General features: G+C 48.5%; 17 protein-coding genes and 1 tRNA gene. 14 read left to right on the forward strand and 4 right to left on the reverse strand.

Features of this window, described 5'->3' with window-relative positions:
* Positions 1 to 7 precede the first annotated feature (7 nt).
* Positions 8 to 5,593, forward strand: a complete 5,586-nt coding sequence (locus tag IKG78_RS06435) for a hypothetical protein (RefSeq protein WP_290941156.1) — start codon at positions 8 to 10, stop codon at positions 5,591 to 5,593.
* Between the two features lie 209 nt (positions 5,594 to 5,802).
* Entirely contained in the window at positions 5,803 to 7,707 is a 1,905-nt protein-coding gene (locus IKG78_RS06440; RefSeq protein WP_290941161.1) for a SpoIIE family protein phosphatase, read from the forward strand.
* 103 nt (positions 7,708 to 7,810) lie between these two features.
* On the opposite strand, the gene IKG78_RS06445 is transcribed toward IKG78_RS06440, so the two are convergent.
* Positions 7,811 to 7,884: transfer RNA gene (locus IKG78_RS06445), tRNA-His, on the reverse strand.
* Positions 7,885 to 7,976: 92 nt separating this feature from the next.
* Positions 7,977 to 8,333, reverse strand: coding sequence for a hypothetical protein (locus IKG78_RS06450; RefSeq protein WP_290941165.1), 357 nt, complete (start codon positions 8,331 to 8,333; stop codon positions 7,977 to 7,979).
* A gap of 132 nt (positions 8,334 to 8,465) precedes the next feature.
* Here IKG78_RS06450 and IKG78_RS06455 point away from each other — a divergent pair, with 132 nt between their 5' ends.
* The 3 genes from IKG78_RS06455 to IKG78_RS06465 all read left to right on the forward strand — a co-directional run bounded on the left by IKG78_RS06455 (position 8,466) and on the right by IKG78_RS06465 (position 12,532).
* Positions 8,466 to 9,359 (forward strand): MBL fold metallo-hydrolase, encoded by an 894-nt coding sequence (locus tag IKG78_RS06455; protein ID WP_290941169.1) that lies wholly within the window; start codon positions 8,466 to 8,468, stop codon positions 9,357 to 9,359.
* Positions 9,360 to 9,837: 478 nt separating this feature from the next.
* Positions 9,838 to 11,661 (forward strand): hypothetical protein, encoded by a 1,824-nt coding sequence (locus IKG78_RS06460; protein WP_290941174.1) that lies wholly within the window; start codon positions 9,838 to 9,840, stop codon positions 11,659 to 11,661.
* A gap of 61 nt (positions 11,662 to 11,722) precedes the next feature.
* The gene (locus IKG78_RS06465) at positions 11,723 to 12,532 is read left to right on the forward strand and encodes a hypothetical protein (protein WP_290941177.1); all 810 of its coding nucleotides are present in this window, start codon (positions 11,723 to 11,725) and stop codon (positions 12,530 to 12,532) included.
* Positions 12,533 to 12,649: 117 nt separating this feature from the next.
* On the opposite strand, the gene IKG78_RS06470 is transcribed toward IKG78_RS06465, so the two are convergent.
* Positions 12,650 to 13,396 carry an acyl-ACP thioesterase domain-containing protein gene (locus tag IKG78_RS06470; protein ID WP_290941179.1) on the reverse strand — a complete coding sequence of 249 codons (747 nt, stop codon included), beginning with the start codon at positions 13,394 to 13,396 and terminating at the stop codon, positions 12,650 to 12,652.
* Between the two features lie 89 nt (positions 13,397 to 13,485).
* On the opposite strand from IKG78_RS06470, the gene aroA reads away from it, so the two are divergent.
* The 4 genes from aroA (at position 13,486) to IKG78_RS06490 (ending at position 19,379) form a co-directional block, all read left to right on the forward strand.
* Positions 13,486 to 14,793 (forward strand): 3-phosphoshikimate 1-carboxyvinyltransferase, encoded by a 1,308-nt coding sequence (gene aroA, locus IKG78_RS06475; protein ID WP_290941184.1) that lies wholly within the window; start codon positions 13,486 to 13,488, stop codon positions 14,791 to 14,793.
* Positions 14,790 to 16,376, forward strand: a complete 1,587-nt coding sequence (locus tag IKG78_RS06480; protein WP_290941187.1) for an extracellular solute-binding protein — start codon at positions 14,790 to 14,792, stop codon at positions 16,374 to 16,376. Before aroA ends, IKG78_RS06480 begins: the two co-directional genes overlap by 4 nt.
* A gap of 9 nt (positions 16,377 to 16,385) precedes the next feature.
* A complete protein-coding gene (gene dacB / locus IKG78_RS06485; RefSeq protein ID WP_290941192.1) occupies positions 16,386 to 18,530 on the forward strand; it encodes a D-alanyl-D-alanine carboxypeptidase/D-alanyl-D-alanine-endopeptidase in 2,145 nt (714 codons plus the stop codon).
* A gap of 99 nt (positions 18,531 to 18,629) precedes the next feature.
* Positions 18,630 to 19,379, forward strand: a complete 750-nt coding sequence (locus IKG78_RS06490; protein WP_290941196.1) for a hypothetical protein — start codon at positions 18,630 to 18,632, stop codon at positions 19,377 to 19,379.
* A 164-nt stretch (positions 19,380 to 19,543) separates the two neighbouring features.
* On the opposite strand, the gene IKG78_RS06495 is transcribed toward IKG78_RS06490, so the two are convergent.
* Positions 19,544 to 20,011 (reverse strand): hypothetical protein, encoded by a 468-nt coding sequence (locus tag IKG78_RS06495; RefSeq protein WP_290941200.1) that lies wholly within the window; start codon positions 20,009 to 20,011, stop codon positions 19,544 to 19,546.
* Positions 20,012 to 20,239: 228 nt separating this feature from the next.
* Here IKG78_RS06495 and IKG78_RS06500 point away from each other — a divergent pair, with 228 nt between their 5' ends.
* The 5 genes from IKG78_RS06500 (at position 20,240) to IKG78_RS06520 (ending at position 25,757) form a co-directional block, all read left to right on the forward strand.
* Positions 20,240 to 21,523 carry an adenylosuccinate synthase gene (locus IKG78_RS06500; RefSeq protein ID WP_290941204.1) on the forward strand — a complete coding sequence of 428 codons (1,284 nt, stop codon included), beginning with the start codon at positions 20,240 to 20,242 and terminating at the stop codon, positions 21,521 to 21,523.
* 21 nt (positions 21,524 to 21,544) lie between these two features.
* Positions 21,545 to 22,255: a Crp/Fnr family transcriptional regulator gene (locus tag IKG78_RS06505; RefSeq protein WP_290941207.1), complete on the forward strand. Its 711-nt coding sequence runs from the start codon at positions 21,545 to 21,547 to the stop codon at positions 22,253 to 22,255.
* Between the two features lie 17 nt (positions 22,256 to 22,272).
* Positions 22,273 to 23,034: a PASTA domain-containing protein gene (locus IKG78_RS06510; protein WP_290941210.1), complete on the forward strand. Its 762-nt coding sequence runs from the start codon at positions 22,273 to 22,275 to the stop codon at positions 23,032 to 23,034.
* A 20-nt stretch (positions 23,035 to 23,054) separates the two neighbouring features.
* Positions 23,055 to 24,974 carry a hypothetical protein gene (locus IKG78_RS06515; RefSeq protein ID WP_290941214.1) on the forward strand — a complete coding sequence of 640 codons (1,920 nt, stop codon included), beginning with the start codon at positions 23,055 to 23,057 and terminating at the stop codon, positions 24,972 to 24,974.
* A gap of 90 nt (positions 24,975 to 25,064) precedes the next feature.
* Positions 25,065 to 25,757, forward strand: coding sequence for a hypothetical protein (locus IKG78_RS06520; protein WP_290941217.1), 693 nt, complete (start codon positions 25,065 to 25,067; stop codon positions 25,755 to 25,757).
* Positions 25,758 to 25,771 lie beyond the last annotated feature (14 nt).

Here is a 25,771-nt window from a genome sequence, read left to right on the forward strand (position 1 = left end):
GATTCATATGAAATTCCAATACATATTCACTATCGTGTTATCGCTGTTGGCGATTCCGTCATTTGCAGCGAACGGTACCATGAAAGGCGATGGCTCTACAGCCAGACCGTTCCAGATTGAGGATTACGAAGACCTCAAGGCAATTGGCAAGGGCGCTTATCTCTATTCTTTGGATTACGTCTTGACGAAGGATATCGATGCTTCGGCTTCGAAAAACGAGATGTGCAACGAAGACGGCTGCAATGGATTCATTCCCATCGGAAAAAACAAGGATGCCGCCGATAGTACGGTCTTCTGGGGTAATATTGACGGCCAGAATCACACGATTCGCAATTTGAATATTTGGCTTCCGTGTGAAGATGGCGTAGGATTTGTCTATGCTCTTATTGGTTCTATCAAGAATTTGAATTTCGACAACTTGAACGTAATAGGCAGAGTGACTGAATCGAATCACGTTGGAGGTGTTGTCGCAAGGCTTGTGGGGGCTATCGAAAATGTTCATGTGACGAACGGTTTTGTTCAAGGCAATAAGCGTGTCGGTGGAATTGCTGGCTGTGCATTGAGAACCATTGGGTATTCTAACGAAAAATTGGTCATGAAGAATGTTTCGTTCCAGGGCAATATTAAAGGAACAGCACGCATAGGTGGAATCGTAGGTGAAACGGATGGCGCTACGGTCGATAACGCTTCTGCTGACGTGAACATTGTTGTATTGGATGAACGTGCTGGTGGTATTGTCGGATTAAGTGACGGGATTATTATCAATAGCCGTTCCAGCGGTACGATTACGCCGGCTTCCGAAGAAGTGGATGAAGTGGGCGGTATTGCAGGAAGTTCTGAAAATACGATTAGCATGTGTGCTTCGACAATGGATTTGCTGCATTCCGCACCCTATTATTTTGATGAGGATATAGGTGGTATTGTCGGTGACGGAGGCTCAGTAAGTATGTCTTATGCATTTGGAACAATCGAAGGCAAACGGTATGTGGGTGGCATTGCTGGAAGCGGCGGGGTGACAAATTCTTTTGCTATGGGTACGGTACGTGGTGAAGAGTATGTGGGTGGCCTTGTGGGTTACGGATCGGTTGCAAATTCCTATGCGGCGAACATAGTCCGTGGTGATAGCCTTGTTGGCGGACTTGTTGCTAAAGCAAGTGGTGATGTCGTGGGTTCTTATTGGAATACTGAAATCTCTGGCTTAGATACAAGTGCGGGAGGCACGGGACTCTCGACTGCAAAAATGATGAAGTTTGCGTCGTTTGCGGGCTGGGATACTTTGGGCTATGATGAGTATGTCATTGACGGTACGGATACATGTTCTTATTATCAAGATATTGGTGTTTGTTATAGTCTTACGGGTAAGTTTATACGCTATTGGAACATTGACGAAGGTAAATCGTTCCCCTACTTGAACGATAATCCGTTCGTGAAAAAAACGGTTATCCCGATTGCTGTTCCGACATCGGCCCCGAAATGGCAAGAAACTCCGAAAGTTGCAACGCTTTTTAAAGTAGATGGTGAACTTGTTGGTAAATGGCTTGGCTGGACAAAATTCAAAGTGGATGGAAATGCCAATTTTAGGGATTCGCTTTATTACGGCTATAGAATTGGTATTGTTGATGGTAAGGATACGGTTTGGGGAACGTCTAGCTATATGGCTGTTCCCAACAAGATTGAAATTTCGAGCATCGCGGAACTTCAGAAAATCGGAAACGATATTGCGTATCCGCTAAAGGCTAATTACGAATTGACAAAGGATATTGATGCCTCGGGATTTGCCTTTAAGCCTATCGGCGATAGCGTCCATGTCTTTAGTGGAGTGTTTGATGGTAAAAATCACACGATTTCGAATCTCACAATCGAAAATTCGAACTCCGATTTTGTGGGTATGTTCGGATATACAGACTGGGCGGTTATTCAAAATTTGACATTCAAAAACGCAAAGGTGAGCGCTTCATGGTATGCAGGAGTCTTGGCGGGTGGAATAGACAATTCCGTTGTAAGCAATGTGGTTTCCTTGAATGGAAATGTGTCGGGAACGTCGTTTATCGGTGGACTGATCGGTATTACTCGTTCAAGTAAATTAAATGTTGTGGGCACTACGGGTTCTGTAAAGGGGAACGATTATGTTGGCGGCTTAATCGGAGGGTCTGCATCAATAGTCGAAAATGCGTTCTCGGTGAATGTCGTCAAGGGTTATGAAAGTGTGGGCGGAGTCATGGGGGCTACGAATGAATTCTCGGCACCGAGCAGACAAAAGAACATCTATTCTGCAAGCCTTCTTAAGTCTCCCAAGCCGCAAGGAATTATCGGAGGAAATTTCTTCGGCGCGGGCGAAGACATGGAATCATGTTACTTCGACAGTACGGTTACAGGAAACGTGCTTGGCGGAAATACGACCGAAGAAATGCTAAAACAATCGACATACGCTGGATTCAGTTTCGATTCTGTTTGGTCTATTCAGGAAGGCAAATCTTATCCGTACTTCAAGGGCATGGCCCCAATATTGCCGGGTACGCTTGAGGATGACGGAACAGTAAATATGCTCGCTGGTCGCGGGACTGCCGATAGTCCGTATAAAATATCGAAGTATAGTGAACTTAAGTATGTCGGCAGGTATGAATATGCTGCATCGGGGCTTTACTTTATGTTGACTCAAAATATCAATGCGTACGCTTCGATTTATGACAACTGCAATGACGACCGCAGCGTTTGTAAGGGCTTTGAACCGATTCCTGCTTTCGACGGTACGTTTATCGGCAACAATAAAATTATCGGGAATTTGAATATCAACCGCCCCGATGAAGATTCCGTGGGCCTTTTCCGGTCGCTTGAGTTCTCGGCTAGAATAACGGGGCTTGTCATCGATACTTCCTCCAACTTTACTGGAAACGATAACTGGGATTACCAGAGAAAAACGTTCAAGCCGACGGTTCGCGGGAAAAAATACGTAGGCGGCCTCGCCGGTGTCGATAACGGAGCTTTGCTAGATAGTGTTTTTGTGAGGGCGGATGTTTCTGGTGTAACTTATGTGGGCGGCCTTGTCGGCGAAAAGAGCGGTGGCTCGATTACTCGTAGTGCCTCGAAGGGTTCTGTTGCCGGGGAAAATGCTGTCGGTGGGCTTGTTGGAAGCTTGAACAAGGCTGGTGATGCAAACGGTATTGTGGATTGCTATTCTGTTTCTGCAACAACGGGAACCGATTATGTCGGTGGCCTGGTGGGTTACTTGAACGTATCGAAAGTGAAAAACTCCTTTGCGGCGGGCTATGTTTATGGTACGTCCAAGTGGGGTGGCCTTGTAGGTTATGTTAATAACTCTACGGTCACTTCTTCTTATTACGACGGGTCTCTTTGGGGTGTCAAGACTACGGCTGCAGGCGAAATCCGTTCTACGCAGCAGATGTTCCAGCAAGAGACTTATAAAAACTGGGATTTCGCGGAAACTTGGAAACCTGCTACGGATTCCACTTACCCTTGCTTGAATTGGCATAAGGATGTGGTTCAGCCGGCTTCTGAAAGCGATACGTCAATGCTCCACATGGCTGGTTCTGGAACCGAAGCGGATCCGTTCCTTATCAAGACTTACGGCGATTTGAAATCCATTGGCAAGGGACGGTACAAACTCTCCGCTGTTTATCGCTTGGTGAATGACATTGACGCCTCTGCTTCCAAGAACGAAAATGTAGGTCACTACTTTGTGGAGGGCTTTGAACCTATCGGAAATGATTATCTCGATAAAAAGTCTAAGCTGTTCGGGCCTTTTGGCGATAGGGATATGTCTAGGGATTTTACTGGAAAGTTTTACGGTGGCGGACATGCAATTAAAAACCTTTATATGAAATCGGATAATGGTGGTGCAACCATAGAAGACCGTGCATTCTTTGCCAAAATCGCCGAAAAAGGTTATGTAGATAGTTTGTCCTTGGTGAATTTGTACTCTGAATATATGGCGGCTGCTTTTGCTGTGGATAACTGGGGAACCATTGACCATGTTTCTATAGAGGGAAAACTCGAAAACACGCCTTCTGGAATGGTGGTGACGAATCGCGGCTCCATCACGAATTCAAGCGTGAAGGCTTCTATTAGCGGCAATCGCGTTGGTGGCATGGTTGTGTATAACGAAGGAACTGTTTCTAAGTCCAGTGTCAATGTGTCTATTAATTCGTCAAGTGGTGCGGGCGGAATTGTGCTGAGCAATGATAGCGCTGGCGTTATCTCTGAGTGTTCTGCTAAGGTGGATATAGTGGATAACTATCAGGCTGGCGGAATCGCCTATAGTAGTGGGGGTATCATTGAAAACTCGACTGTGTCGGGGAAGATTGTGGGTGTCCCTGATCAAAATTATAATATTGGTGGTGCTGTCGGCGAGGCGTACAAAGGGCGCATAGACCATGTCTATTCTTCGGTCGATGTAACGGGCAGTAGCATTGTTGGCGGGTTTATCGGTATCAATTCTAACTTGTCGGTCATCTCTAATTCCGTTGCAACAGGGAATGTGAGTGTGCCGAAAATGTCCGAGGGCTATTCAGGTGGATTCTATGGACCGATTGTGGGGTCCGTAGGAGGCTTTGCCGGTAGCAATAGCGGAACTATTCGACGTTCCTATTCTACAGGCGATGTCTATAACGGATCTAGTTTTGTTGGCCGCAATTACTGGATTGTGGAAGACGGCTACTCCCTTGGCAATGTGCACTTTGATTCACAAATGCCGCAAAAGGAATTTGTCAAGTTGGGCTTTGCGTTTATTACTTCGGATTCCGCTCAAGTTCGCGGCTATGCGTTCGGCAAGATTATTCGTGAAGGTGAAAAGTCTGTTTGTGCAGCGTTGGCGAGGTCAAACGAATTTCCGGACGGAAACTTTGATGAATTCTATTACCTTGCCGATGCTTGTAGCGATTCCGCGATGTCGGGCAAGGGCTTGACTAACGTACAAATGACGTTGAAAAAATCTTTCAAGGGTTTCGATTTCGATTCTGTGTGGAACATGCAAGAAGGCGTGAGCTATCCGCTGCTTCGCGGTTTGCCGAATCCGCCTGTTGCCGCAAGTGAAAATGTTTCGTACAAAGACAATAAGTCACTTGCGAAAAACGTTCGCGGCAAACTGCTGGACAATGCTTTCGTGATGGATGCGTCTGCGGAAAAGGTGCTCAAGCTGGATTCTGCAAGCGAGGCTTTGCTGGATTCTTTGGAAAATGCAAATGCACCTTCTGGAACGTTCAACGTGCTTTACCGTGTAGGCGTGCTTGTCGGGAACGATACGCTTTGGGGCAAGGCTTCTACGATGGAACTTCGCGTTGAATCTCCGACGGAAGTTCGCTCTAGTGAAATAGCGGTTGTTCGTAACACATCCTTCGGTGCTGTGTTCCAAGGCGGTGACATCGCCGTGCGTTTTGAAATCCCTGCAGCGGCTGCGGTAAAGCTCTCGCTCATCGACATGCAAGGCCGTGTGGTGCGGACGTTTGATTTGGGCCGTCGTACAACGGGGGTGCACTTCGAAACGCTTGCTACTGGAGAAATTGCCCGGGGCCGCTATGTTGGCGTGCTGCAAGTGGGTGGCAAGGCAACCGAAAAAGTGATGTTGCTGAAACGGTAGAACTCCAAAATGTTGAGATAATCCGCTACGAACGGAAAAAAGTCGTTTCGTAGCGGATTATAGAGGTGTTTTCTAATGCTCAATGAAAAGTAGGTAATGGTTCGGCTCAGTTCCTTTCGCCTACGAACCCCTCTCTTCCGGTTGACTTTTTCTCAAAATAATATATGTTTACGAAAAGGTTTTCGGTGGTGTAAATTGAGGGGTTCCAAATGAAGTTCAATGTTCACAGTCTTGCGTTTAAGCAGACTCTTTTGATATTGCTCGGTATCACTGTTGTCTTTGGCACACTGCTGTTTACGCTCCAGCGGCTCGTCAATACCCGCATGTCCGAACTGATTATGGCCCGCGGTCAGGAAATCAGCGAAAAGCATGTTTCCCTTATTGACAATATTTTTGACGGTAGTGCCTCCATTGTAAAGGGCATCGTGGATAAAATTGAACAGGGCGAAATTTCTCAAGCGGACATGGGCGATTTCTTGCCTGCCGCGTACCGGAACGCTCATGACAAAGTGGCGATAACATCTGCGTTGGTCGTGGCTTACGAACCCGAAAATGGAAAGGAGTTTATACGGATTACAGGCGACGGGCTGAATGGAAAAGTTCTCGACGGGTCGGGGTACCAGTCAATGTCTTGGTATGTCGAAGCCAAGACGAAAGGCAAAGGAATTTGGTGCGAACCGTTTATCAGCAATTACGTCGATAAGCCTGTTGCGGTTTATGCCATGCCTTTCTACGAAACTCTCCCCGATGGCAGTAAAAAATTCAAGGGCGTTGTCTGCCTTGACATTTTGCTTTCTTTTTTGCGAGAGGCGGTGGCATTGATCCAGATTGAAAATTCTGGTTATGCGTTTATTTTGTCTGCTGAAAACAAAATTGTGGCGCATCCGCGTGACGACTGGATTTTCAAGGAAACTCTCTATTCGCTCGCGAAAGGCCGTGATGCGAATTTGTCTGATTTCGAAAAGGCGGTCCGTGAACTCCATAGCGGTATTTTGCTTGGAAAAACGTTTAAAGGCGAGAGCGCTTGCATTTACTTTTCGCACATGAAGGTGGATGGCTGGGTGTTCGGCATCGTGTGGCCCGCTGATGAATTTTTTGAAAAACGCCGCAAGATGACTTCGATTTTGGGCATGCTCAGCTTGGTGGGGTACGCTTTGATGTTCGGGCTTGTGCTCGTGATTTCGAGCCGCGTATCCCGTCCGCTCAAGGAACTGGCGGACGTGGCGAAACGTTTGGGCCAAGGCGATTTTGAAGTCGAAATTCCGCAAGTCAAGGGCAAGGACGAAATTGCGGAGTTCGCCGAAGCGTTTGGGCACATGCGCGATTCGCTCAAAGAGAATATCGAAAAGCAGAAGGGTGTGGAGCGTGTACAGAACGAACTGGAAATGGCGCGTAAAATCCAGCTCGGCTTGCTGGCGAAAAACGATGATGACGACGGCGTGAAAGATGTTCGTCATAAACTTTATCCGTTCATCTTGCCTGCGAAAGAAGTGGGTGGTGACTTTTACGACTTTGCGAAGGTGGATGAAAACCGTCTCGCGTTCCTGATTGCCGATGTCTCGGGCAAGGGGATTCCGGCGGCTCTTTTGATGATGTCTTCGCGCTCGATGCTCAAGAGCGTGGTGCTCGCGGGGAGTTCCGTGGAAGATACGTTCAACGTGGTGAACGACCGCCTCGCGTTCCGCAACTACTTGAACATGTTTGTCACCGTCTGGATGGGCATTCTCGACTTGCGGACGGGTGAAGTGGAATTCGCTTGTGCAGGGCATAATCCGCCAGTGATTTGCCATGATGATGGAACCGTAGAATTTGCGAAGAGCAGACCCGGCCTTGTGTTGGCCGCCATGGAAGGAACCCGGTACAAACGTCAGACGCTCAAGCTTGAACCTGGCGACACGATATTCCTTTATACGGACGGCGTGACCGAAGCGACCAATGCGAACGAGGAACTTTTTGGCGACGACCGCCTTTTGCAGACGCTCCGCGAAGCTCACGGTAAGGAACCTGCCGAAATTTGCCCGTTCGTGAAATCGAAAATAGACGAGTTCGTGGGCGATGCCCCGCAGTTCGACGACATCACGATGCTTGCCCTCAAGTTTGTGGGCAAGACTTAATTCGAGAATGTGTATGTTGATCCCGGAATGGTTCGGCAGGCTCACCAACCTTAATCCGGGATGACATGTAAAAAAAGACCTTGCTTTCGCAAGGTCTTTTTCGGGTGGATGACCGGACTCGAACCGGCAACATCCAGAATCACAATCTGGGACTCTAACCAATTGAGCTACATCCACCATGTAGCGAGACCAAATATAAAAAAGCCATCCCAAATTTCAAGGGATGGCAATAAATTTTTTCAAAAAAATTTGCTTTTAAGGGCTGCCGCTTACTTTTTCTGCATAATTCTAAGGAAATTCGCACGCTTGAAGTCGTTCCTGTGTTCCATGCAGAAACGCGGATAGACGTACTGCTTCGGGAAAATGCGGATGGTGAAGGTCTTGTCGCAACCGTCGAGGCAGCACTTGAATTCGAGGTCCATGGCTTCCGAGTAGTTGTGGCGGAAGATGATGTTCTTGGATTCGATGTTCTCGATGTCCTTCTTTTGCTTTTGGCGCTGCTTGATGTCGCGGTGCAGTTCGCAGTACTTCGCGATCGGGTGACCCCAGAATTCACGGCCGCAGCCGGGTTCCTGGCAGACTTTGAGCTTGATGCGTTTCTTCTTTTTGTACTTAGGTAATTGCATAGTGACCTCGGCATGTAAAGATAATAAAAAATAGCGGTTTTGGGCGGCGAGTCCGTTTTTGCGAGGGCGATTTTGGTCCAAATGGGCAAAAAAAGCGTGTTATATAAGTAAGAACGGTAAAAAGGAGCTGTTATGAAACTTTTTTGGGCTTTAGTTGTGGCTGTATCGGCGATTCTCGGCGGCTGCATGTACGTGAATTCGTCGTTGGAGGGCGAGTCTCCTATGCGTCTTTCGGCGATTGACGTGGGGCAGGGGCTTGCGGTGCTCTTGGAATGGAACGGACGCTATGCCATGTACGATTTCGGGCCGGATTCGGTGGGCGTGGTGGATTCGCTTGTGCGGCGTGGGGTGGATACGCTCGATTGGGTGGTGCTGAGCCATTTCCATCGGGACCATATCGGCGGGTTCATGGAGCTTGTGGGGCGGGGCGTTTTCGTGCGGCAGCTGTATGTGGGGCCGGATGAATCGTGCAATTTCTTTTGCGATAGCGTTTTTCGGGTGGCACGTCGGCTTAAAATTCCGGTGGATACGCTTTTGCGAGGCGAGACTGTAAGGTTTGGGGTAGGGGTTAATATGTCTTCTGCGGGCACGGGGAGTGTTATTGCAGGCGAGGACAGCCCACGCTTTGACGTGCTGTGGCCGACGAAGTATGTGCATGCCGAGGGGAATGGAGCTAGCGTTGTGCTGCTCGTTCGCTACGGAGCCGCAAGGGCGATGTTGACAGGGGATTTAGATTCTCTAGGTGAAAAACGGTTGCTAGAGATGAACCCGACGCTTTCGGCGGAGCTCTTGCAAGTGGGCCATCACGGATCGGCGGGGAGCAGTACGCTCAAGTTCTTGTCGCAAGTGTCGCCGAAGTATGCGTTTGTGAGCGTCGGTGTCGGGAATGATTATGGGCATCCGGTGAAATCTGTTGTCCGCAAGCTGAATCTTGTACTTGGCGATTCGACGAAATTGTACCGCACGGATTTGCAGGGCTCCATCCGCTTTGAACTTTACCCCAGCATGGGCGTAGTCGGGGAATGAGGTTGTGAGGTATGGGCGCGCTCCCTTCGGTCGCTTTGGGCTATGGGGTTATGAGGTATGGGCTTGCTGCCGATGATGCCGAAGGGATGCCTCGTCATGGCGGGGACCTGATCCGCCATTTTGACAAACGCTGTCATACTAGAGCAACGCGATAGGGTCCATGCAATTGTCATTTGCGACGCCTTCGCGTTGCCGTCCCCAGCACTTTCGTATTGTCATCCCCGACTTGATCGGGGATCCCCTTACACGGAACTAATCACAGATACGATTCCCATAACACTGTCACCCCGGATTAAGGTTGGTGAGCCTGTCGAACCATTCCGGGGCCGGCTTACACGGAACTAATCGCAGATACGATTCCCATTGCATAGCTAAACGTTCTTCTTACTATTTACTAACCACTAATCACTAACCACTAATCACTTTTTTATATATTGTCCGCAAAATCGTTTTATTCGTTCGAAGAGCTTCAAGAATCATGGTGCACAAAATTCACATCCCTGTCATGGGAATTTGCTACACGGCTGACACGCCGATTCGCGTGGCTCATTTTGGCATCACGTCCGTGATTTCGCTTGTCGATGACGGGCTCCTCGAAGAATACCGCATGGCTTATGCAGAACGCTTGGGGCTTGATTTTGGTTCTCCGCAGACGACCCGGATTGGCCGCATACGCTCGTATTTGGATTTTGTCGCAGACGAGGTGGAACGTAAATTCGAGAGACTTTGTGCGGAACGCTTTGATGGTGGGAGCGACAAGGACCGCTATTTTTTGATGTTGCCGTTGGATTCGCGGCTCCGCGTGGAATACGATGGCATTTTTGCAAAGACGGGACTTGCGCGTATTGCTGCCGAAGCGGCTCTCACCGAAAAAATGGAACCGGGCGAAATCCAGGCGAACATCATGGTCGGCTTGAATCATGAAGAAGCCGCTTTTGATGCGGTTCGCGGATTTGCGGCTTCAAAAGTGAAGGGCTCGCTTGTACTGAGCGCGGGCGTAAATTTGGCTGTATTTGAAGAAATTGCGAAGTGCAAGGATTTTTATAGAACTCGCGATAAGGCTCCGTCAAAGAAGATTATTCTGAAAGTTTCGGATTATCGTTCGGCGCTCATTCAAGGGCGTTACTTGGCGAAAAAAGGCTTAGAAGTCTATGAATACCGCATTGAATCCGGCGTGAACTGCGGCGGTCATGCGTTCTTTGAATCGAAAAAGTTGCTGCTGGATGTCGTGCGTGAATTTGTCGAAAAAAAGAATGAACTTTTTGAAACGACTCGCGGAATGATTGCGAAGTTCGCACAGTCTGTGGCGGATGTTAATGCACGAGGAATGGCGACAAGTGCGTCAAAAATGACAAGCGCGCCGATTTCGGCGAATGTTTGCGTTCGTGAAATTGTTCCACCCTCGTCTCCTGCGCGGATTACTGCTCAAGGCGGACTTTGCTCGCCCGAAGACATCGAAAAAATCATGTCGCTTGGGATTGATGGCGTCGGCGTCGGAACGCCTTTCTTGCTTGTTCCGCAGGCGACAAGCGTCGATAAAGAAACTCGGCATTTGCTAGCCTCTGCGACTCCGAATGACGTTTATATAAGCCATGCGTCCCCGCTTGGATTCCCGTTCGTGAACTTGCGAACATCCACCGCGGCAGAACTTTGTCGCAAAAAAGTTCAAGAGTATTTTAAACCGCAAAGCGAAAAGTCAAATGATCCTGAATTGAAGCCGGGATTTCCGTGCCGTCAACATTACCTTTGTAGGCAAATATTCGGATTTGACCATCCCGTGTGTATGGCTTCCCGCGAATACGTGATGCACCGCCTGGCCGAAATCGAAGCATTGGAAAAAGAAGAACTTCGCGCTGTTTGTCATTCAGCATTGGATCCAATCGCCTTCGGCTCCAGGATGACACAAACAACCTGTCATTCTGGAGGGAGCGTAGCGACCGATAGAATCCAAGAGGCGGTTACTGCGATTCGCGAAAAGTACAATGTGCTTCGTTGTGAAACTCTTTCTCGTGAGTGCATCTGCCGTTTCCTCGGGAACGCGGGCCGCGAAGAAATCCGCGAAAAAAATCCCTCGCTCCATTACCAGCCGGAATGCGTTGCCGTCGCACGCGGTTCGCAACCAGCACGGATCCGTGAACCGGTCACGATTTGCCCGAATCCCGACATCGGCTATTTTGACCGCGAATATACGCTGTTCGAAATGATGCGCCACCTTTACGGTACCGGCCCGCGATTGACTCCCGAAGACAAGCCAAGCGCATTTGAAGTTGAAGAAAAAATTTTGCGAAATATGACCGAATAACGGAAATTTTTATTATTTTGTAAAAAAGATATTTTTCACCATACAAGAAGGGAGTGTAAAGATGAATCGTTTCCATGGTATTCTGTTTATGGTGTTTTTAGCTTTTGTAAGTTCAGCATTGGCTGACGATAATAAATCGTTTGCTGTCGCTTTGCTGCGGGAAGGAACTTATGATGTAGCAACAGTGGATGGCGAAGGAAGGTATGCAATTGGATGGCGGGATACCACAGGTGGAATGTACTTGCATGTGGAGCATGGTTGGGATGGTCCTTGTTGTATTTCTAGAGATTATCTGGGTCTTGCTATTGGAAAAAAATTGGATAGCGGCAAAAAAGAAAATATATGGGTTCTTACAGACCAAACCAATATGGATTCGTTGCAATTAGAACTTAAAAAGGGAAATTCACTTACGTTAGAAAAGTTTACAAAATTGGAATTTGATTCGACTTATGAACAATACTTTTTGCGTTCTACTCCGGATCATCGTAAGGATATAGTAGTAAAGAAAGATTCACTTGTATGGTCTCCAGAAAAGTATTTTATTGGAAATGATTACATTTTGTATCAAAAAGAAGATTCGTTAGTAGTTCTCTGTGGATTAAGCAATGCCATTTGTTACTTTGAAACGGCCTGTTTTTATCGAAATGATGGCTCTTTTCTTTTTGATTCACTACCTAATCCCGGTTTGGCGGGTTCTAGTGGGTGTCCTCAAGGAGGTGGATCTTCTATGTTGCCGATAAATCGAGGGCTAAATGAAAAAAATGCTTTGAATGAAACTTTGTTCAGAATAAATGGTACTGCTACTGTAAACAAATCTTCAAACATTGTCATTCAAAATAAACAACCAAAGCTCCGGCTCAAAGGAAATTGACGCCGTAAAAAATATGCCCTAGATTCCCTCCCCTTTCGAGCAAAGCTCTCCAGGGTCGAGAATGACTTTTGTATTGCGTTTTCTTCCAACTTCCTACCGCCTACTTCCGACTAACTCCTAATCCGCGAATCCGATTCTCGCCTGGAAATGGCATTGCGTCATGTCGTCGGCGTTCATCCCGAAGAAATAGGCGTGGTGGTTCGTGTTCTTGAAACGCACGATGTTCACCTTGCCGCCCAGCGGAATTTGAGAAATGTAGTTTATCTGTATCGAACGGATGCGCCTCGTCTTGAGCTCGACTGCGTCCAGCGAGTCCATCACCCAATCGACGTAGCGGCAATGGTTCACGTGGTTGTTCATGTCGAGGTCACTGTACTTGGCGATTTCCGTGCTTACGACCCTTGGCTCGATTTGCGGGTCCAAAATGTCCATCATCTCGGGGAGCGCGTTTTTGCCTGGAATCAAGGGAATCGGGTACGGCGAGTTTTCCAAATTTTCGGCCTTGCCGGTTTTCAAGTTTACTAAAAGCCACGAAGACGTCGCTTGCGCGATGGAGTGCCCCTGGGCATCGAGGATGGAGTAGTCTTTAAAACAAACTTTGTCCATAAAGATGTCCTTCGCCCACGTCGAGATAGAAAGTTTCTCGCCCCAGACCGGGTGGTGCAACAGGCGAATCTTCAAGCGTGTGATGACCGTGGTGTAGCCCGCCTTCATCATTTTCCAGAGACCGAATCCGTTTTGTTCGGCATCGGCAATGGCGGTTTCTTCCATGAACAGGAAGAGATTTGAAAGTTTGAGTCGGCTGTGGTGGTCGCAGTCCGAGAAACGTACTTCAAAATTTTTTGTGGTTACTTCCGGTTCCATGTTGTCCTCACGTGGTTTATTGCGTTTTTCAGTGGCTTTAGTCACATTTAAATAAAACTGCTTTAACAAAAATGTATAAATTTTCTTGTATGAACGAGTTTCAATTTCGCCCTAGTTTTATCCAGCTCCCTGCCTATCATTCTTTTGAAGGTTCTCTTTGTCTTCCGGGGTCCAAGAGCATCACGAATCGCGTGCTCTTGATCTCTGCGCTTGCCGAAGGGACGACCACACTCAACAATTTGCTCAAGAGCGATGACACTCGCTATATGGGTGAGGCTTTGCAGCGCCTGGGGTCGAAAATTGAATTTACGGACGATTATACCAATGCCGTTGTCGAAGGGCATGCGGGCGTGTTTGACGGCCCGAGTCCGTCTATCGAGCTGTTCTTGGGCAATGCGGGCACGGCGATGCGTTCCTTGACGGCGGCTCTGACGCTTGGTTGGGGCAAGTTCATTTTGCGTGGCGAAGAGCGCATGAGCGAACGTCCGATTCAAGATCTTGTCGATGCTCTCCGTACGCTTGGTGCGGACATCAAGTATCTAGAATCCGAAGGCTATCCTCCTGTCCGCATCAAGGCCGACGGGCTTAACGGCGGCTATGTGAGTGTTCGCGGGAACATTTCGAGCCAGTATTTGACGGCGCTTTTGATTTGTGCCCCGTATTGCAAGACTCCGCTACATATTCATGTGGATGGCGAACTCATTTCGGCTCCGTATATCGAGCTTACGCTCGACGTTATGAAACGTTTTGGTGTGGATGTGCGTCATGACGATCTCGTCGATTTTTACGTGCCGCATGACCGCTACAAGTCTCCCGGAAAGTTCTTTGTCGAAGGCGACGCAAGTTCCGCGAGCTATCCGCTGGCGGCGGCTGCGATTGCAAAGGGCAAGGTGCGCGTGCTCGGTGTCGGCAGCAACAGCCGTCAGGGCGATGTCGGCTTTGCAAAGGTCCTCGAAAAAATGGGTGCGAAGGTGACGATAGGGCCGGACTGGATTGAATGCGACGGTCGCGATTGCGAACTCACCGGGCTTGACATGAACTTGAACGACATCCCGGATGCGGCGATGACCGTTTCTGTGCTTGCTCTCTTTGCGAAAGGAACGACCACGATTCGAGGCATTGGCAGCTGGCGAGTGAAGGAAACTGATCGCATTGCCGCGATTTCTGCGGAACTGCAAAAGGTGGGCGCCCGCGTGGTGGCCGATATGGATCAAATCACGATTGAACCGCCGGAGCAACTGCAACCGGCGACGATCGAGACGTACAACGACCACCGCATGGCGATGTGCTTTAGCCTTGTGTCGCTCGGCGGCGTGCCCATGAAGATTCTCGACCCTGCGTGCGTGAATAAGACTTATCCTCATTTCTTTGAAGACTTCGGAAGACTTGCCCAATGATTAAAGCCTTGAAGAACATCGCATTTCTTATGAGCCTTGTTCTAGGCTTTTCTGTCACGTCTGTTGCGGCGGAAAAAGCTAATTCTGGAGTGGCGTCCGATACGCTTTCGATTTGGGTGATGGATAATGGGTTGGGCTCGAAAATTGCGATGAACCGCCTCGTGAAGAAGTTTTATCGCGAAACGCGAATTCCGGTAAAGGTGACAGCTCTTAGCTGGGGCGAGGCGTTCAACAGGATTACGAGGACGTTTGCGGATTCGAACGAACTTGCTCCCGACGTGATTCAGCTCGGATCGACGTGGGTTCCGCATTTCGCGGCGGAAGGCGTTATCCGTCCGATTGATTTTTTGATGACCAAGATTGATTCGGCCCGTTTTTTGGGCGAGGGATTTCGCAGTTCGCATATCGCTGGGCGGCCAGAGACGTATTCAGTTCCGTGGTTTATCGACGTTCGCGGATTTTTTGTGAACGAGCGGCTATGGCATGAACTCGGGTTCGATGAAGCGGACATTGAAACTTATCCGCAATTTATCGGTGTCTTGAAGACGATTGCAAAAGCGGATTTGAAAAATGATGGCGATACCAAGATTACTCCTTTTGCCTTCCCCGGAAAAGACGACTGGGCTGGCCAGCAGTGCATGGCGCCTCTAGTCTGGAGTCATGGCGGCGATTTCGTTGTTCCGTCGGGCAAGGGCTACCGCAGTGCACTTTTGGATTCGAATACGCTTGTGGGCCTTGCGCTTTATGCCGAAATCATGGGTGATTCGCAAATGGCGCCTTATAGCTTGTCTGAAAACTCCGCTGAAAATGCTAAGGGGTTCGTCCGTTCGGAACGCGTGCTGCTTTACGGTACTTCGGAACTGATCAAGCAACTCGATTACCCGGAAAGCGCTGGCGGCCTTGCCGATTTCTCTATTGCAAAAGACGGCATCAAGGTGATGAACATGGTTTCTGGACCGTCGGGCAAGTTCTCGTTTATGGGCGGGAGCCATTTGGCTTTAGGCCAAAAGAAAGACCGCTCAAAGAATGCACTGGCGGAACAATTGCTAGTTTATATGCTCCGTGCCGATAACATTGACGCCTATTCGCGTCAAGTTGGTTTTTTGCCTGCGGATAGGAGCATTCTGCATATCTGGAACCGCGATTCGCGTTATTCCAAGCTTGTGGCGGGGTTGGAATATTGCCGCAGTTTCCCGAACATTCCCAAGTGGGGCGAGGTGGAAAATATCCTCATTGAATTGTCCAATGGCATAGGGACTTCGCTTGCGAAGACGGGAGATTTGAAACAACGTAGTGAGTATCTTGCAGAATTAGTCTATAACGCCAATGAAAAAATTAACGGTGTCTTGAACCATTCAGAAAATTTAGAAGAAGCGGAACTGCTACCTTGGATTCAACAATTTTTCATGAATAAGTATAAAGTAATTTATCCTAGAAATTCTACAGAATTCGTTAGCCGTGATGAACTTGCCTCAGTCGATGAATTTGGTTTTTCTTCGAAGCTTTTGATTGTTGCTGGTGCGGGATTTTTGGTTATCTGTATCTTCGTCATTTTCGGCTTTGCAAGAAAAAGGAAAAAGTAAATCTCGCCAATGAATAAGTTGTTTAAAATTACGTCTCGGCTGCTGCCGTTTCTTGTGGTTCCTTTGTTTGCGCATGTGGATGTAGCTTCGTTCAAGAATTATGCAGATTCGCTCATTCCGGGGGTTCGTTTTGGTATGGCCCTCCGTTCTGTAAAGCAAGGCAAGGAAATCGGGAACGTACGCGGTGATGAAATGTTCACGCCGGCAAGTACGCTCAAGACGCTCACGACGGCTGCCGCAATCCATTATTTGCCGCTCAATTACGAACCGAAAACAGAAATCACGGTGCTTGGCGATATCGATTACAACACGCTCACGGGAACTGTGAAAATCCGCGGCGAAGGCGACCCGAATATTTCGGCGAGGTATTACGACGACCCGTTCTACATGCTGAACGTCATGGTGGATTCCATCCGTGCGATGGGCATCGACACGATTGTCGGGCGTATAGATTTGGATACGAGCTATTATACGGGACCGTGGAAGGCCGAAAACTGGCGCCGTAATTTTTACGATTCCTGGTATGGTGCTGAAATTGCTCCGTTAGGTTTTAACGACAACTGCGTGACGGTTCGCTTTTGGCCAGGAATTGAAATTGGCGATGATGCTGATGTCGCACTTTACCCAGATGTTGGCTATGTCAAGGTTATAAACAACTTAAAAACAACCAAAGGTAAAAGAAAAAATTGGGTCTATGGTATTGACCCTGATAAGTCAGTGATAACGCTTGGCGGAACGATAGGCGTGGGCATTGATTCTGCAAGTTTGGTGCTCCCGATTCGCAACCCGGTGGGGTATTTCAGGGCGGCTTTCATGCATGCTCTCCAGAATCGCGGTGTTGTTTTCAAGGAAAATTTGTCTAAAGGCTCGAATGCGGAATTGAAAAAGTTCTCGTTTTCGTCGGCGCCGCTTTTGAGCATGCTTGACGAAATCAATCAGCGGAGCCAGAATTTTCATGCCGAAACGTTGCTCAGGAATCTCGGGGCGCAAGTGAGCGGTTCGGGCAGTGTCGAAGGGGGCCGCAAGGCAGAACGCAAGTTCCTTAAAGAAATGGGGCTTGATCCAGCAGATTATGAAGTGTATGACGGAAGCGGACTTTCTCCTGATAACAGAGTGAAACCCTCTACGGTGGCGAAATTACTTTCGAAAATGGCTCGCCACCCGAACAGCGAATATTACATCAACAGCTTTGCAAGTCCGGGAGTCGGGTCTGGCGCCAAGCGCATGCAGGCCTTGGAAACGCCTTGGCTCACGAAATTCAAGACCGGCTACATAGCCGAAGTCTATGGCTTGGTGGGTTACATCTATACGATTGACAACGATACGCTCGCCGTTTCCATGTACTTGAACGGAACAAACGAGAGCCCTGACATCAAGAACAAGGATATTCTCGATACGCTTTGGATGAGAATTATCAGCTATTCGAACAACAGTTACCAATCGCTGATGGAAATGAAAACGATGTGGCTTGAAGCCCAAGGCGTGAACGGGCTGAACAAACGCTTGGATTATTTCTCGAAGTTGCTTTTAGGTCGCCCGTACAAGCTTGGCCCCATGGGCGAAGGCCATATGGATCCTGTTGACGATAAACCGCTAGTTTATCTGGACTCCGTCGATTGCGTGACGTATTTGGAACATGTCGTGGCTCTTGCGATGGCAAAAAGCGAAAAGTCTTTGTTTAAACAGCTCCAGCGCCTCCGTTACAAGGGCGGCAAGGTGAGTTTCTTGACGCGTAAGCATTATCTGTTAGATGATTGGGTTGGTGAAGGGAAATACGCCAAGATTGTTCCGATGAAGGGCGAAGCTTCGATGATGCGCACGATGCCCAAGAAGGATTTCTTCAAGGATCACAACCTGGTATATACGGGCAAGGAAAAGCCTCTCAAAATTCGCTACATGCCTTTGGATAAAGCTATCGACATGGCCAAAAAAACGTACAAAGGAACGATGAAAGTTCTCGGTGTGGCATTCCTCGGAACATCCGACCGCATTGATGCGACGCATACGGGTTTTGTTGTGTTTTATCCGGGCAAAAAGCCGTTGCTGCGTCACGCTTCTTCGCAAAAGAAACAAGTCGTAGAAGTCCCCCTTGCCGAATACCTCGAAACCCGCAAAATCCCCGGAATCACGCTGTTCAGATTTATACAGCATTGAGCTCTGATTGTCATTCCGGCCTCCGTGCCGGAATCTGTTTTAAGTAAATTGTTGTATGTGGAAATTCGTCAAACGCTTAGCTTGGATAGGAGGTCAAAAATGAAAAAGTTGTTTATTCTATTGCTTGCGTTGGCCTCGTTTGTATGGGCGGAAATTAAAATGGAAATGGCTGTTCGTGTAGAAGAAATGCCAGAAACATTATTTGATTTTTATAATTGGGATGAAAAATGTGGTGGCTTTGGTTGTTGGGGGGAGAATGGAATTGTATGTCCGACAGAACTTGATTCTAATATTTTGTACGGCTGGCCATACGAAGGAGTTACTGTTGAATTTTATGTTCTTACGGGAGCAACGCATTCATGGAGAGAAGTTTTTGAAAATCAGTTAAATCGTTATAGAAAATGTGCTAAGGGAATAGACGATGATTCTACATATAATGCTGTAATTGCTGAAATCGAGTCTGTGCTGATTCCTGAAATTGAAGAATATTTACAAAGTGATAGAAAATACTCTAAACATATTATTTATGATTATTCCCTTAGGACTATATTGGGTCCTGTGGATGGAGGCGGCCCTGTCTTTGAGTTTTATGATTACGCAATGAAAATCGTCAACGCTCGCAATGCCGCCGTTTCAAGCATCGCTCCGGCCAAATACAAGCTGGAATCAATCTGCGTGCAAAATCAACAGCTCTCAGTTTCCCCAAAATTGCTTGGCCGCGAGTTTATGCTGTTTGATGTCAACGGTCACGAACTCCGTCGCGGAACGCTGCAAAACAACATGCAACTCCCCGCGTACCCCACCGTCATCAAAATCCAAGGCTTCGGAACAAAATTGCTTGGTCATTAGTCAATAGTCATTGGTCAATAGTTTTTGGCCAATCGTTGAAAGTCGGTGCGGCGTTTGCGATACAAGACTTTACTGGATGCTTCGCGGCAGTTCGCCATTCAGCATGACGCTTTGCTTCCTTTTTACCGCAAGCTTCTTCCTAACCACTGTTTACTAACCACTTCTTACAGTAACGAATCCAAAGCGACAATCGCTACTAAGCTGTAGTCGCCTTTTTTGTCTTCGGGAGCGGTGGCTTCGTCCAAGGCGGTGGATTCTATGACGGTCCATGCGTCTGGAGCCCAGCCGTAGGCGTTCATGGTGAGCTCGTCTCCCATGGCGATTTCAGCCGCTTCGACTTCTTCCCATTTGATATTGCTTGTTGGTGCCTTGTAGTAACGCAACATGCCGATAGCGTCCATCATTTCAGGATAGTTATCGACGAACTCATAGACGCAATCCTTGTAGCTCTTGCCGCTCACGCGTACAACTTGGAACGTTCTGTTGTCCTGAAGAAACGTCGATAAGTCGTCGCGGTGCATGCTGATTTTGGCATTGCCGCTGAAAAATGTTTCGAGTTCACGAAAAACGTCCGAGTCTTCTTCAATGAGCGGAGAAAGTTTCTTGATGAGCGATTTAATATCCACAGCCATGCTTCAAAAATAAAAAATTTGCGGCTCATCGCTAGAGGCTCGTTTTTGAATCTTGGAAAGTACGTCATGCAGGTCGAAAGTGAAAAAAAACCTTTTTTAAGGCTTATATCCTAACCACTAACCACTAACCACTAACCACTTTTTTTATATCTTTAAGGCGAAAAAGGACCTCAAGGAAATACCTCGGGGAAACCGTTTCGGTTGTCAAAGAATTAAAACGAAGGAATTATGGCAAATCGTGTTGTAATCGGCTCCCAGTGGGGCGACGAAGGAAAAGCCAAGGTTGTAGATTTCTTAACGCTCGATGCAGACTATATCGTGCGTTTTCAGGGCGGCGCTAATGCCGGCCATACCGTGGAAGTAGGCGACAAAAAGTTCGTCTTCCACTTGATTCCCTCGGGTATTATGCACCCGGACAAGATTTGCGTCATCGGTAACGGCGTCGTGCTCGACCCGATCCAGACATTGAACGAAATTGCAGACCTCCACACGAAGGGCATCAACCCGGAAGGCCGTCTGTTCATCGCAAACAATGCGCATGTTGTGCTCCCGTACCACTCTACCTTGGACAAGGCCAAGGAAAAGAAGGCAGGCAAGGCTGCTATCGGCACTACGGGCCGCGGTATCGGTCCGTGCTACAGTGACAAGGTGAACCGCATTGGCGTTCGCGTGGGCGACCTCATGGACGAACGTGAACTCCGTCCGCGTGTCGAAGCCATGGCTAAGGTCCACAACGAAGAATTTAAGGTGATGTACGATGTTCCTGAAATCGACCCCGAAGTGGTCATCAAGGACTATCTCGAACTCGGCCAGAAAATCAAGCCGTTCGTCGCCGACGTGAGCGAAATGCTTTACAAGGCCGTGAAGGAAGGCAAGCGCCTCGTGTTCGAAGGCGCTCAGGGCACTATTCTCGACGTTGACCAGGGCACGTACCCGTTCGTGACTTCGAGCAACACGGTTGCCGGTTACGCAAGCTGCGGCGCTGGCATTGGTCCGACGGTTCTCGACCAGGTTGTCGGTGTCGTGAAGGCTTACACCACTCGCGTGGGTAACGGTCCGTTCCCGACGGAACTTTTGGACGAAACGGGCGACAAGCTCCGCAACATCGGTAACGAATTCGGCGCTACGACGGGCCGCAACCGCCGCTGTGGCTGGTTCGACGCTCCGGTGGTCCGTAAGGCGACTGTCGTAAACGGCCTCACTCACCTCGCCATCACCAAGCTCGACGTGCTCGACACGTTCGACTCCATCAAGATTTGCACGCACTACATGTGCGATGGCGAAAAGCTCGATCTCATTCCGAACCAGCTGTCCAAGGTCGGTCGTTGCACGCCGGTCTATGAAGAAATGCCGGGCTGGAAGTGCGACACGAGCAAGTGCCGCAAGTTCGATGAACTTCCGGAAAACGCAAAGAAGTATTTGTATCGCATGGCAGAACTCGTCGGCGTGAAGATTGGCATGGTTTCTATCGGTGCCAAGCGCGATCAGAGTATCGTCGTGGATCTGGACTAAAACTATAAAGGGGAGTATAAAATGGACGCATCTACCGTCGATTTGTTGAAGGGGGTTGAGCTCTTCTCGGAGCTCAATGAAGAACAGTTAGGGATGATTGCCAATTTGGTAATTGTTAAAAACTTCAATCGTGACGAGACCGTCGTTTTGGAAGGTGACGATTCTGTGCAGGCTCTGTACTTGATCGCCATGGGTTCCGTGCAAGTCTATATGACGGGCATCGACGGTCGCGAAACCATTTTGTCTTTCCTTGAACGCGGAGACTTTTTCGGGGAGATGTCGCTCATTGACGGCGAACCCCGGTCTGCCTCCGTCCGTACGGTGACTGACGCGAAACTGCTTGTCATTCATCGCGAATCTTTCCTCAGCTTGCTTCGCAAGACTCCAGAAATTGCAATGGCGCTCATGGGCGAACTTTGCAAGCGACTCCGCAAGGCGAACCGCCAGATTGGCTCGCTTTCGACGATGTCTGTTTCTGGCCGCGTGGCAGGGACGCTCCTCAACCTCATGCAGGAACGCGGCGTTCGCATCCATACGGACAACGGAAATATGGTAACTGTTATCCACAACCGTCCGACACAGCAGCAGCTTGCCGACATGTCGGGTACGACGCGTGAAACGGTGAGCCGTATTTGTTCCCTGTTGGTGCGTACAAACGCAATTGCTATGACCGGCAAGGATATCGTCATCTTTGATGAAGATGTGCTGCAGGAAAAGGCAACTAAGGGTTAAACCCCAATAGAAAAGTTATGAATAAAATAAAATCGCTTTGGAATAAGCTTAGAAATACCGCCATTTTCAAGGCTTTCGTCATTTGGATTGTTGTAGTAATAGTGCTTGTCTTTATGGTCGATAAGCTTTTGATGCCTGCGTTTGCAGGGGCTTTCGCTAAGACGGGCGAAGTGCCGAACCTCGAAGGACTTTCGCAACAGGTTGCCGAATCGACTTTGACAAAAGCTGGCTTCAAGTTCGAATGGGTTGAAGAAGGCCGCTACAGCTCCCAAGTGCCGGCTGGCATGGTGCTCGTGCAGATGCCTAAAGCGGGCCGCACCGCAAAAATTGGGCGTACGGTAAAGCTCACGAAGAGCCTTGGACTCCGCAAGGTCATCATTCCGGATTTGCGCGGCAAGAGCCAGAAGCAGGCGGACATTTCGCTTAGCCGTGCAGGGCTTGTCCAGGGCGAAGTCATCAAGGGCGCTCACCAGAGCATTCCTCGCGGTGTCGTGATTCGTACGATTCCGATGGCGGGCGATACGGTCCGCGTGGGTGATACGGTGAAGGTCGTCATTTCGGCTGGCGTTACGACGGGTCGAGTTTTGCTCCCCAATTTCGAAGGAATCCTTATGGATGAAATTTATCCGGAAATGGATAAGTTAGGGTTCAAGGTCGGTTCCATCAAGCGCAGGAAAAGTGAAGACGGTGCTCGTCCCGGCTCTGTTATCGAAACGTTCCCGAAATACGGCGACTATTTGAAGCCGGGTGCCCGTGTAGATTTTATTATTGCTGACTAAAATTTGTTAGGGAGATTTTGATGCGTCATGTCTTTTTTTCGTGGGTGCTGTCTTTGGGTATGGCTGCGTTGTGCGCCTGTAGCTCTACATCTGCGAAAAATATACCTGATGTCGAACCTCCCGCTTTGACGCCTCCTGACACTGTTGCGATAAATAAGGTTATTGAGAAAATCGCAGAAAAACCGCCCAAGGTCGAAGTCGATTTGGAAGCCGCTCATGAATTCTTTTTCCTTGCGAAGAACATGGAATTGCATGGTGACCATCGTCAAGCGGATTTCTTCTGGAAACAGGCTTACAAGGCCGACCCGACGAGTCGTTATTTGGGCTTCGGTGTTGCCGAACGTTTAGCTGCCGCGGGCGAAGATTCCTTGGCGTTAGTTGAGGCTCGAAAAGCTTCTGCTCTAAAGGGGCGTCGCACTGCTGCGCAATTCGCTTTGCTTGCACGTTTATATGTAAAGACGGGAGAGCAGGATTCTTGCCGCAAGTATTTTGTTTTGGCGCTTGATTCTTCGCGTTATCAGGACATGGGCCTGCTTTACGATTACAGCTTGTTCCTGGAAGCTGTTCGTGACGAAAAAGAACTTGTTCGCATCTACGACATGCTTTTACCGAAGGTCAATTACATATCGACATTGTTCCAACGCCAGCTTTCGCTGCTGTTGAACTTGGGCCGCGATTCCGCTGTTGTCGATCTTTTTGGGAAAGTGCATGAAGCCACAGGCGACAAGCAAATGCTCTTGCAGCAGGTGCGTGGCCTCATGGCGATGAAACGTTCCAAGGAGGCGATTGCCATCGTCGATACGCTCACGAGCGCAAAACCCGAAGACGAAGAAATGACGATGATGGTGCTCCCGTCTATACCGGGGGATAGCGCTTATGCTTTTGCCCGTAAAAAGTATTATGAAGATGGCGTACGGACCCCCGCAGTGCTTTGCTTTATCGGTCAGTATGAATATGACATGGATATGCGTGACAGTGCAAAAGTTCATTTGCTGGAGTCTGTTGGCAAATTGCAAGGCCAGCCGAAGTATGCAAATCGCGGATATCTTGGGCTTGTGAATATCTTTCTCTCGGAACAAAATTATACCGAAGCCATCAAGTACGCTGAGAAATCTGATTCAGTGAGTAACGGGGACACTCGAATGCTGCTGGCTTCTGTGTATGCGCTTGCGGATAAGTACGAAAAGGCGTACCCCTTGCTGGATTCGCTCTCGAAGTTTTGGGAAACGTGGCAGCCACTTCCTGGCGTTTTGGATTCAGCAAAGCTCGTGCAGATGAAAAACGAAGCGCAAATCAAGTATCTGCAAGTTTTGGACATTTATTCGAGAGCGCTTATCGGTGAAGCTCTGGATATCGAAAAGGATATGCGTGCCGATACCGTAAAGAAGGCCCGCGCTCTTGATAATCGTAATAGGGCCGAGGCCATGCTCGAAAAGTTTTTTGCCAAGGATTCTACGTACAACCGCGTGCGTCTATCGATGGCGATGAACTTGGAACGTCTTAAACATTATGAAGAATCGTTTAACCATTTTGAATATCTGATAAAGCAATCCGGGTTTTCTCCGCGTGAGATGGCCTCGACGTTGAATTATTACGGCTACTCGCTGATCGATTTGAACCGCTCTCCTGAAGAAGTCGAAAAGGGTTACAAGTTCGTGCTCGATGCCCTTGTCTTAGAAAATAACGGTGACTCGAAAGACGCCTATCTGGATTCCAAGGCGTGGGGCTTGTACCGCATGGGTCGCTACGATGAAGCGTACCAGACGATGCTTTTGATTGATAACAAAAAAATGAGCCGTGACGATGTGTTTTGGGAACACATGGGCGCTATTCAGGCTGCTCTTGGAATGAAAAAGGAAGCTAGAAAGTCTTATAAGGCTTTGTTGAAACTCAACCCGAAGCATCCGGCGGCATTGGAATTTTTAGGCAAAAAGAAATAGGTTTTTATGGCCGCGGCTGTTTTAAAATACGGCAATTTTTTGCGTGGAATTTTTTTACTCCTTCTGCTGTCGCTTTTTTTGACGGGATGCGTGGGGGGAAAACAATCGACTGCGGTTGACGTGAATGTCGGGGCTGCTTCTGATAGCCTGAAGGCAAAATTTACGCTTACCATTTACGGACAAGATGGAAAGTCGCAGGAACTCGATGCCGTGCTGTTTTCTGTTCCGAACAAACGCTACCGCATGGAATTGACGGGCTCGCTCGGCATCGGTGTTGCATCGCTCTTGTGGCTTGAAGATGGCTGGCAGATGGTTTTCCCGACTGAAAAAATGTACATGAAGGGGGCGGGCTACATGGTCGGCTTGCTAAACGATCCTTCGCTTCCGCTGGTGCACATCCATCAGGTGGCGGGATTCTTTGATGGGAAGGTATTGCCTGAAAATTTGGAAGAACTCTCTCAACGTGATTCACTTGGGGTAGATTCTTCCGTTATAAAAATTCATGAGGCTTGCGACCCTCTGACCCGCCATTATACTTATGCCGAAAGAAACGGAGAAGTTCTTTGGATTGCCACTCTTGGCCGCGATGGCAAGGATGAAAAACTGGTCATTGAGGAATATAAGGAATTTAACGGCGTCAAGACTCCGTCAAAAATTTCATTTATCCGTGACGAAACGGTTTCTCTTAAAATTCGTTTGAAAAAGGTCCAGCGCGGCAAGCCTTTCGGTATGGGAACTTGGCGTCTGAATATCCCGAGGAGCTATCAGCTCATCAAGGGATAAATTCATCATTCTCT

It is taken from the genome of Fibrobacter sp., assembly GCF_017545445.1.
In the GTDB taxonomy this organism is placed as follows: domain Bacteria; phylum Fibrobacterota; class Fibrobacteria; order Fibrobacterales; family Fibrobacteraceae; genus Fibrobacter.

Bases quoted from the DNA above. Each gene is read 5' to 3' on its own strand.
- IKG78_RS06435 (WP_290941156.1), top strand. From the start codon at position 8: ATGAAATTCCAATACATATTCACTATCGTGTTATCGCTGTTGGCGATT.
- IKG78_RS06440 (WP_290941161.1), top strand. From the start codon at position 5,803: ATGAAGTTCAATGTTCACAGTCTTGCGTTTAAGCAGACTCTTTTGATA.
- IKG78_RS06450 (WP_290941165.1), bottom strand. From the start codon at position 8,333: ATGCAATTACCTAAGTACAAAAAGAAGAAACGCATCAAGCTCAAAGTC.
- IKG78_RS06455 (WP_290941169.1), top strand. From the start codon at position 8,466: ATGAAACTTTTTTGGGCTTTAGTTGTGGCTGTATCGGCGATTCTCGGC.
- IKG78_RS06460 (WP_290941174.1), top strand. From the start codon at position 9,838: ATGGTGCACAAAATTCACATCCCTGTCATGGGAATTTGCTACACGGCT.
- IKG78_RS06465 (WP_290941177.1), top strand. From the start codon at position 11,723: ATGAATCGTTTCCATGGTATTCTGTTTATGGTGTTTTTAGCTTTTGTA.
- IKG78_RS06470 (WP_290941179.1), bottom strand. From the start codon at position 13,396: ATGGAACCGGAAGTAACCACAAAAAATTTTGAAGTACGTTTCTCGGAC.
- aroA (WP_290941184.1), top strand. From the start codon at position 13,486: ATGAACGAGTTTCAATTTCGCCCTAGTTTTATCCAGCTCCCTGCCTAT.
- IKG78_RS06480 (WP_290941187.1), top strand. From the start codon at position 14,790: ATGATTAAAGCCTTGAAGAACATCGCATTTCTTATGAGCCTTGTTCTA.
- dacB (WP_290941192.1), top strand. From the start codon at position 16,386: ATGAATAAGTTGTTTAAAATTACGTCTCGGCTGCTGCCGTTTCTTGTG.
- IKG78_RS06490 (WP_290941196.1), top strand. From the start codon at position 18,630: ATGAAAAAGTTGTTTATTCTATTGCTTGCGTTGGCCTCGTTTGTATGG.
- IKG78_RS06495 (WP_290941200.1), bottom strand. From the start codon at position 20,011: ATGGCTGTGGATATTAAATCGCTCATCAAGAAACTTTCTCCGCTCATT.
- IKG78_RS06500 (WP_290941204.1), top strand. From the start codon at position 20,240: ATGGCAAATCGTGTTGTAATCGGCTCCCAGTGGGGCGACGAAGGAAAA.
- IKG78_RS06505 (WP_290941207.1), top strand. From the start codon at position 21,545: ATGGACGCATCTACCGTCGATTTGTTGAAGGGGGTTGAGCTCTTCTCG.
- IKG78_RS06510 (WP_290941210.1), top strand. From the start codon at position 22,273: ATGAATAAAATAAAATCGCTTTGGAATAAGCTTAGAAATACCGCCATT.
- IKG78_RS06515 (WP_290941214.1), top strand. From the start codon at position 23,055: ATGCGTCATGTCTTTTTTTCGTGGGTGCTGTCTTTGGGTATGGCTGCG.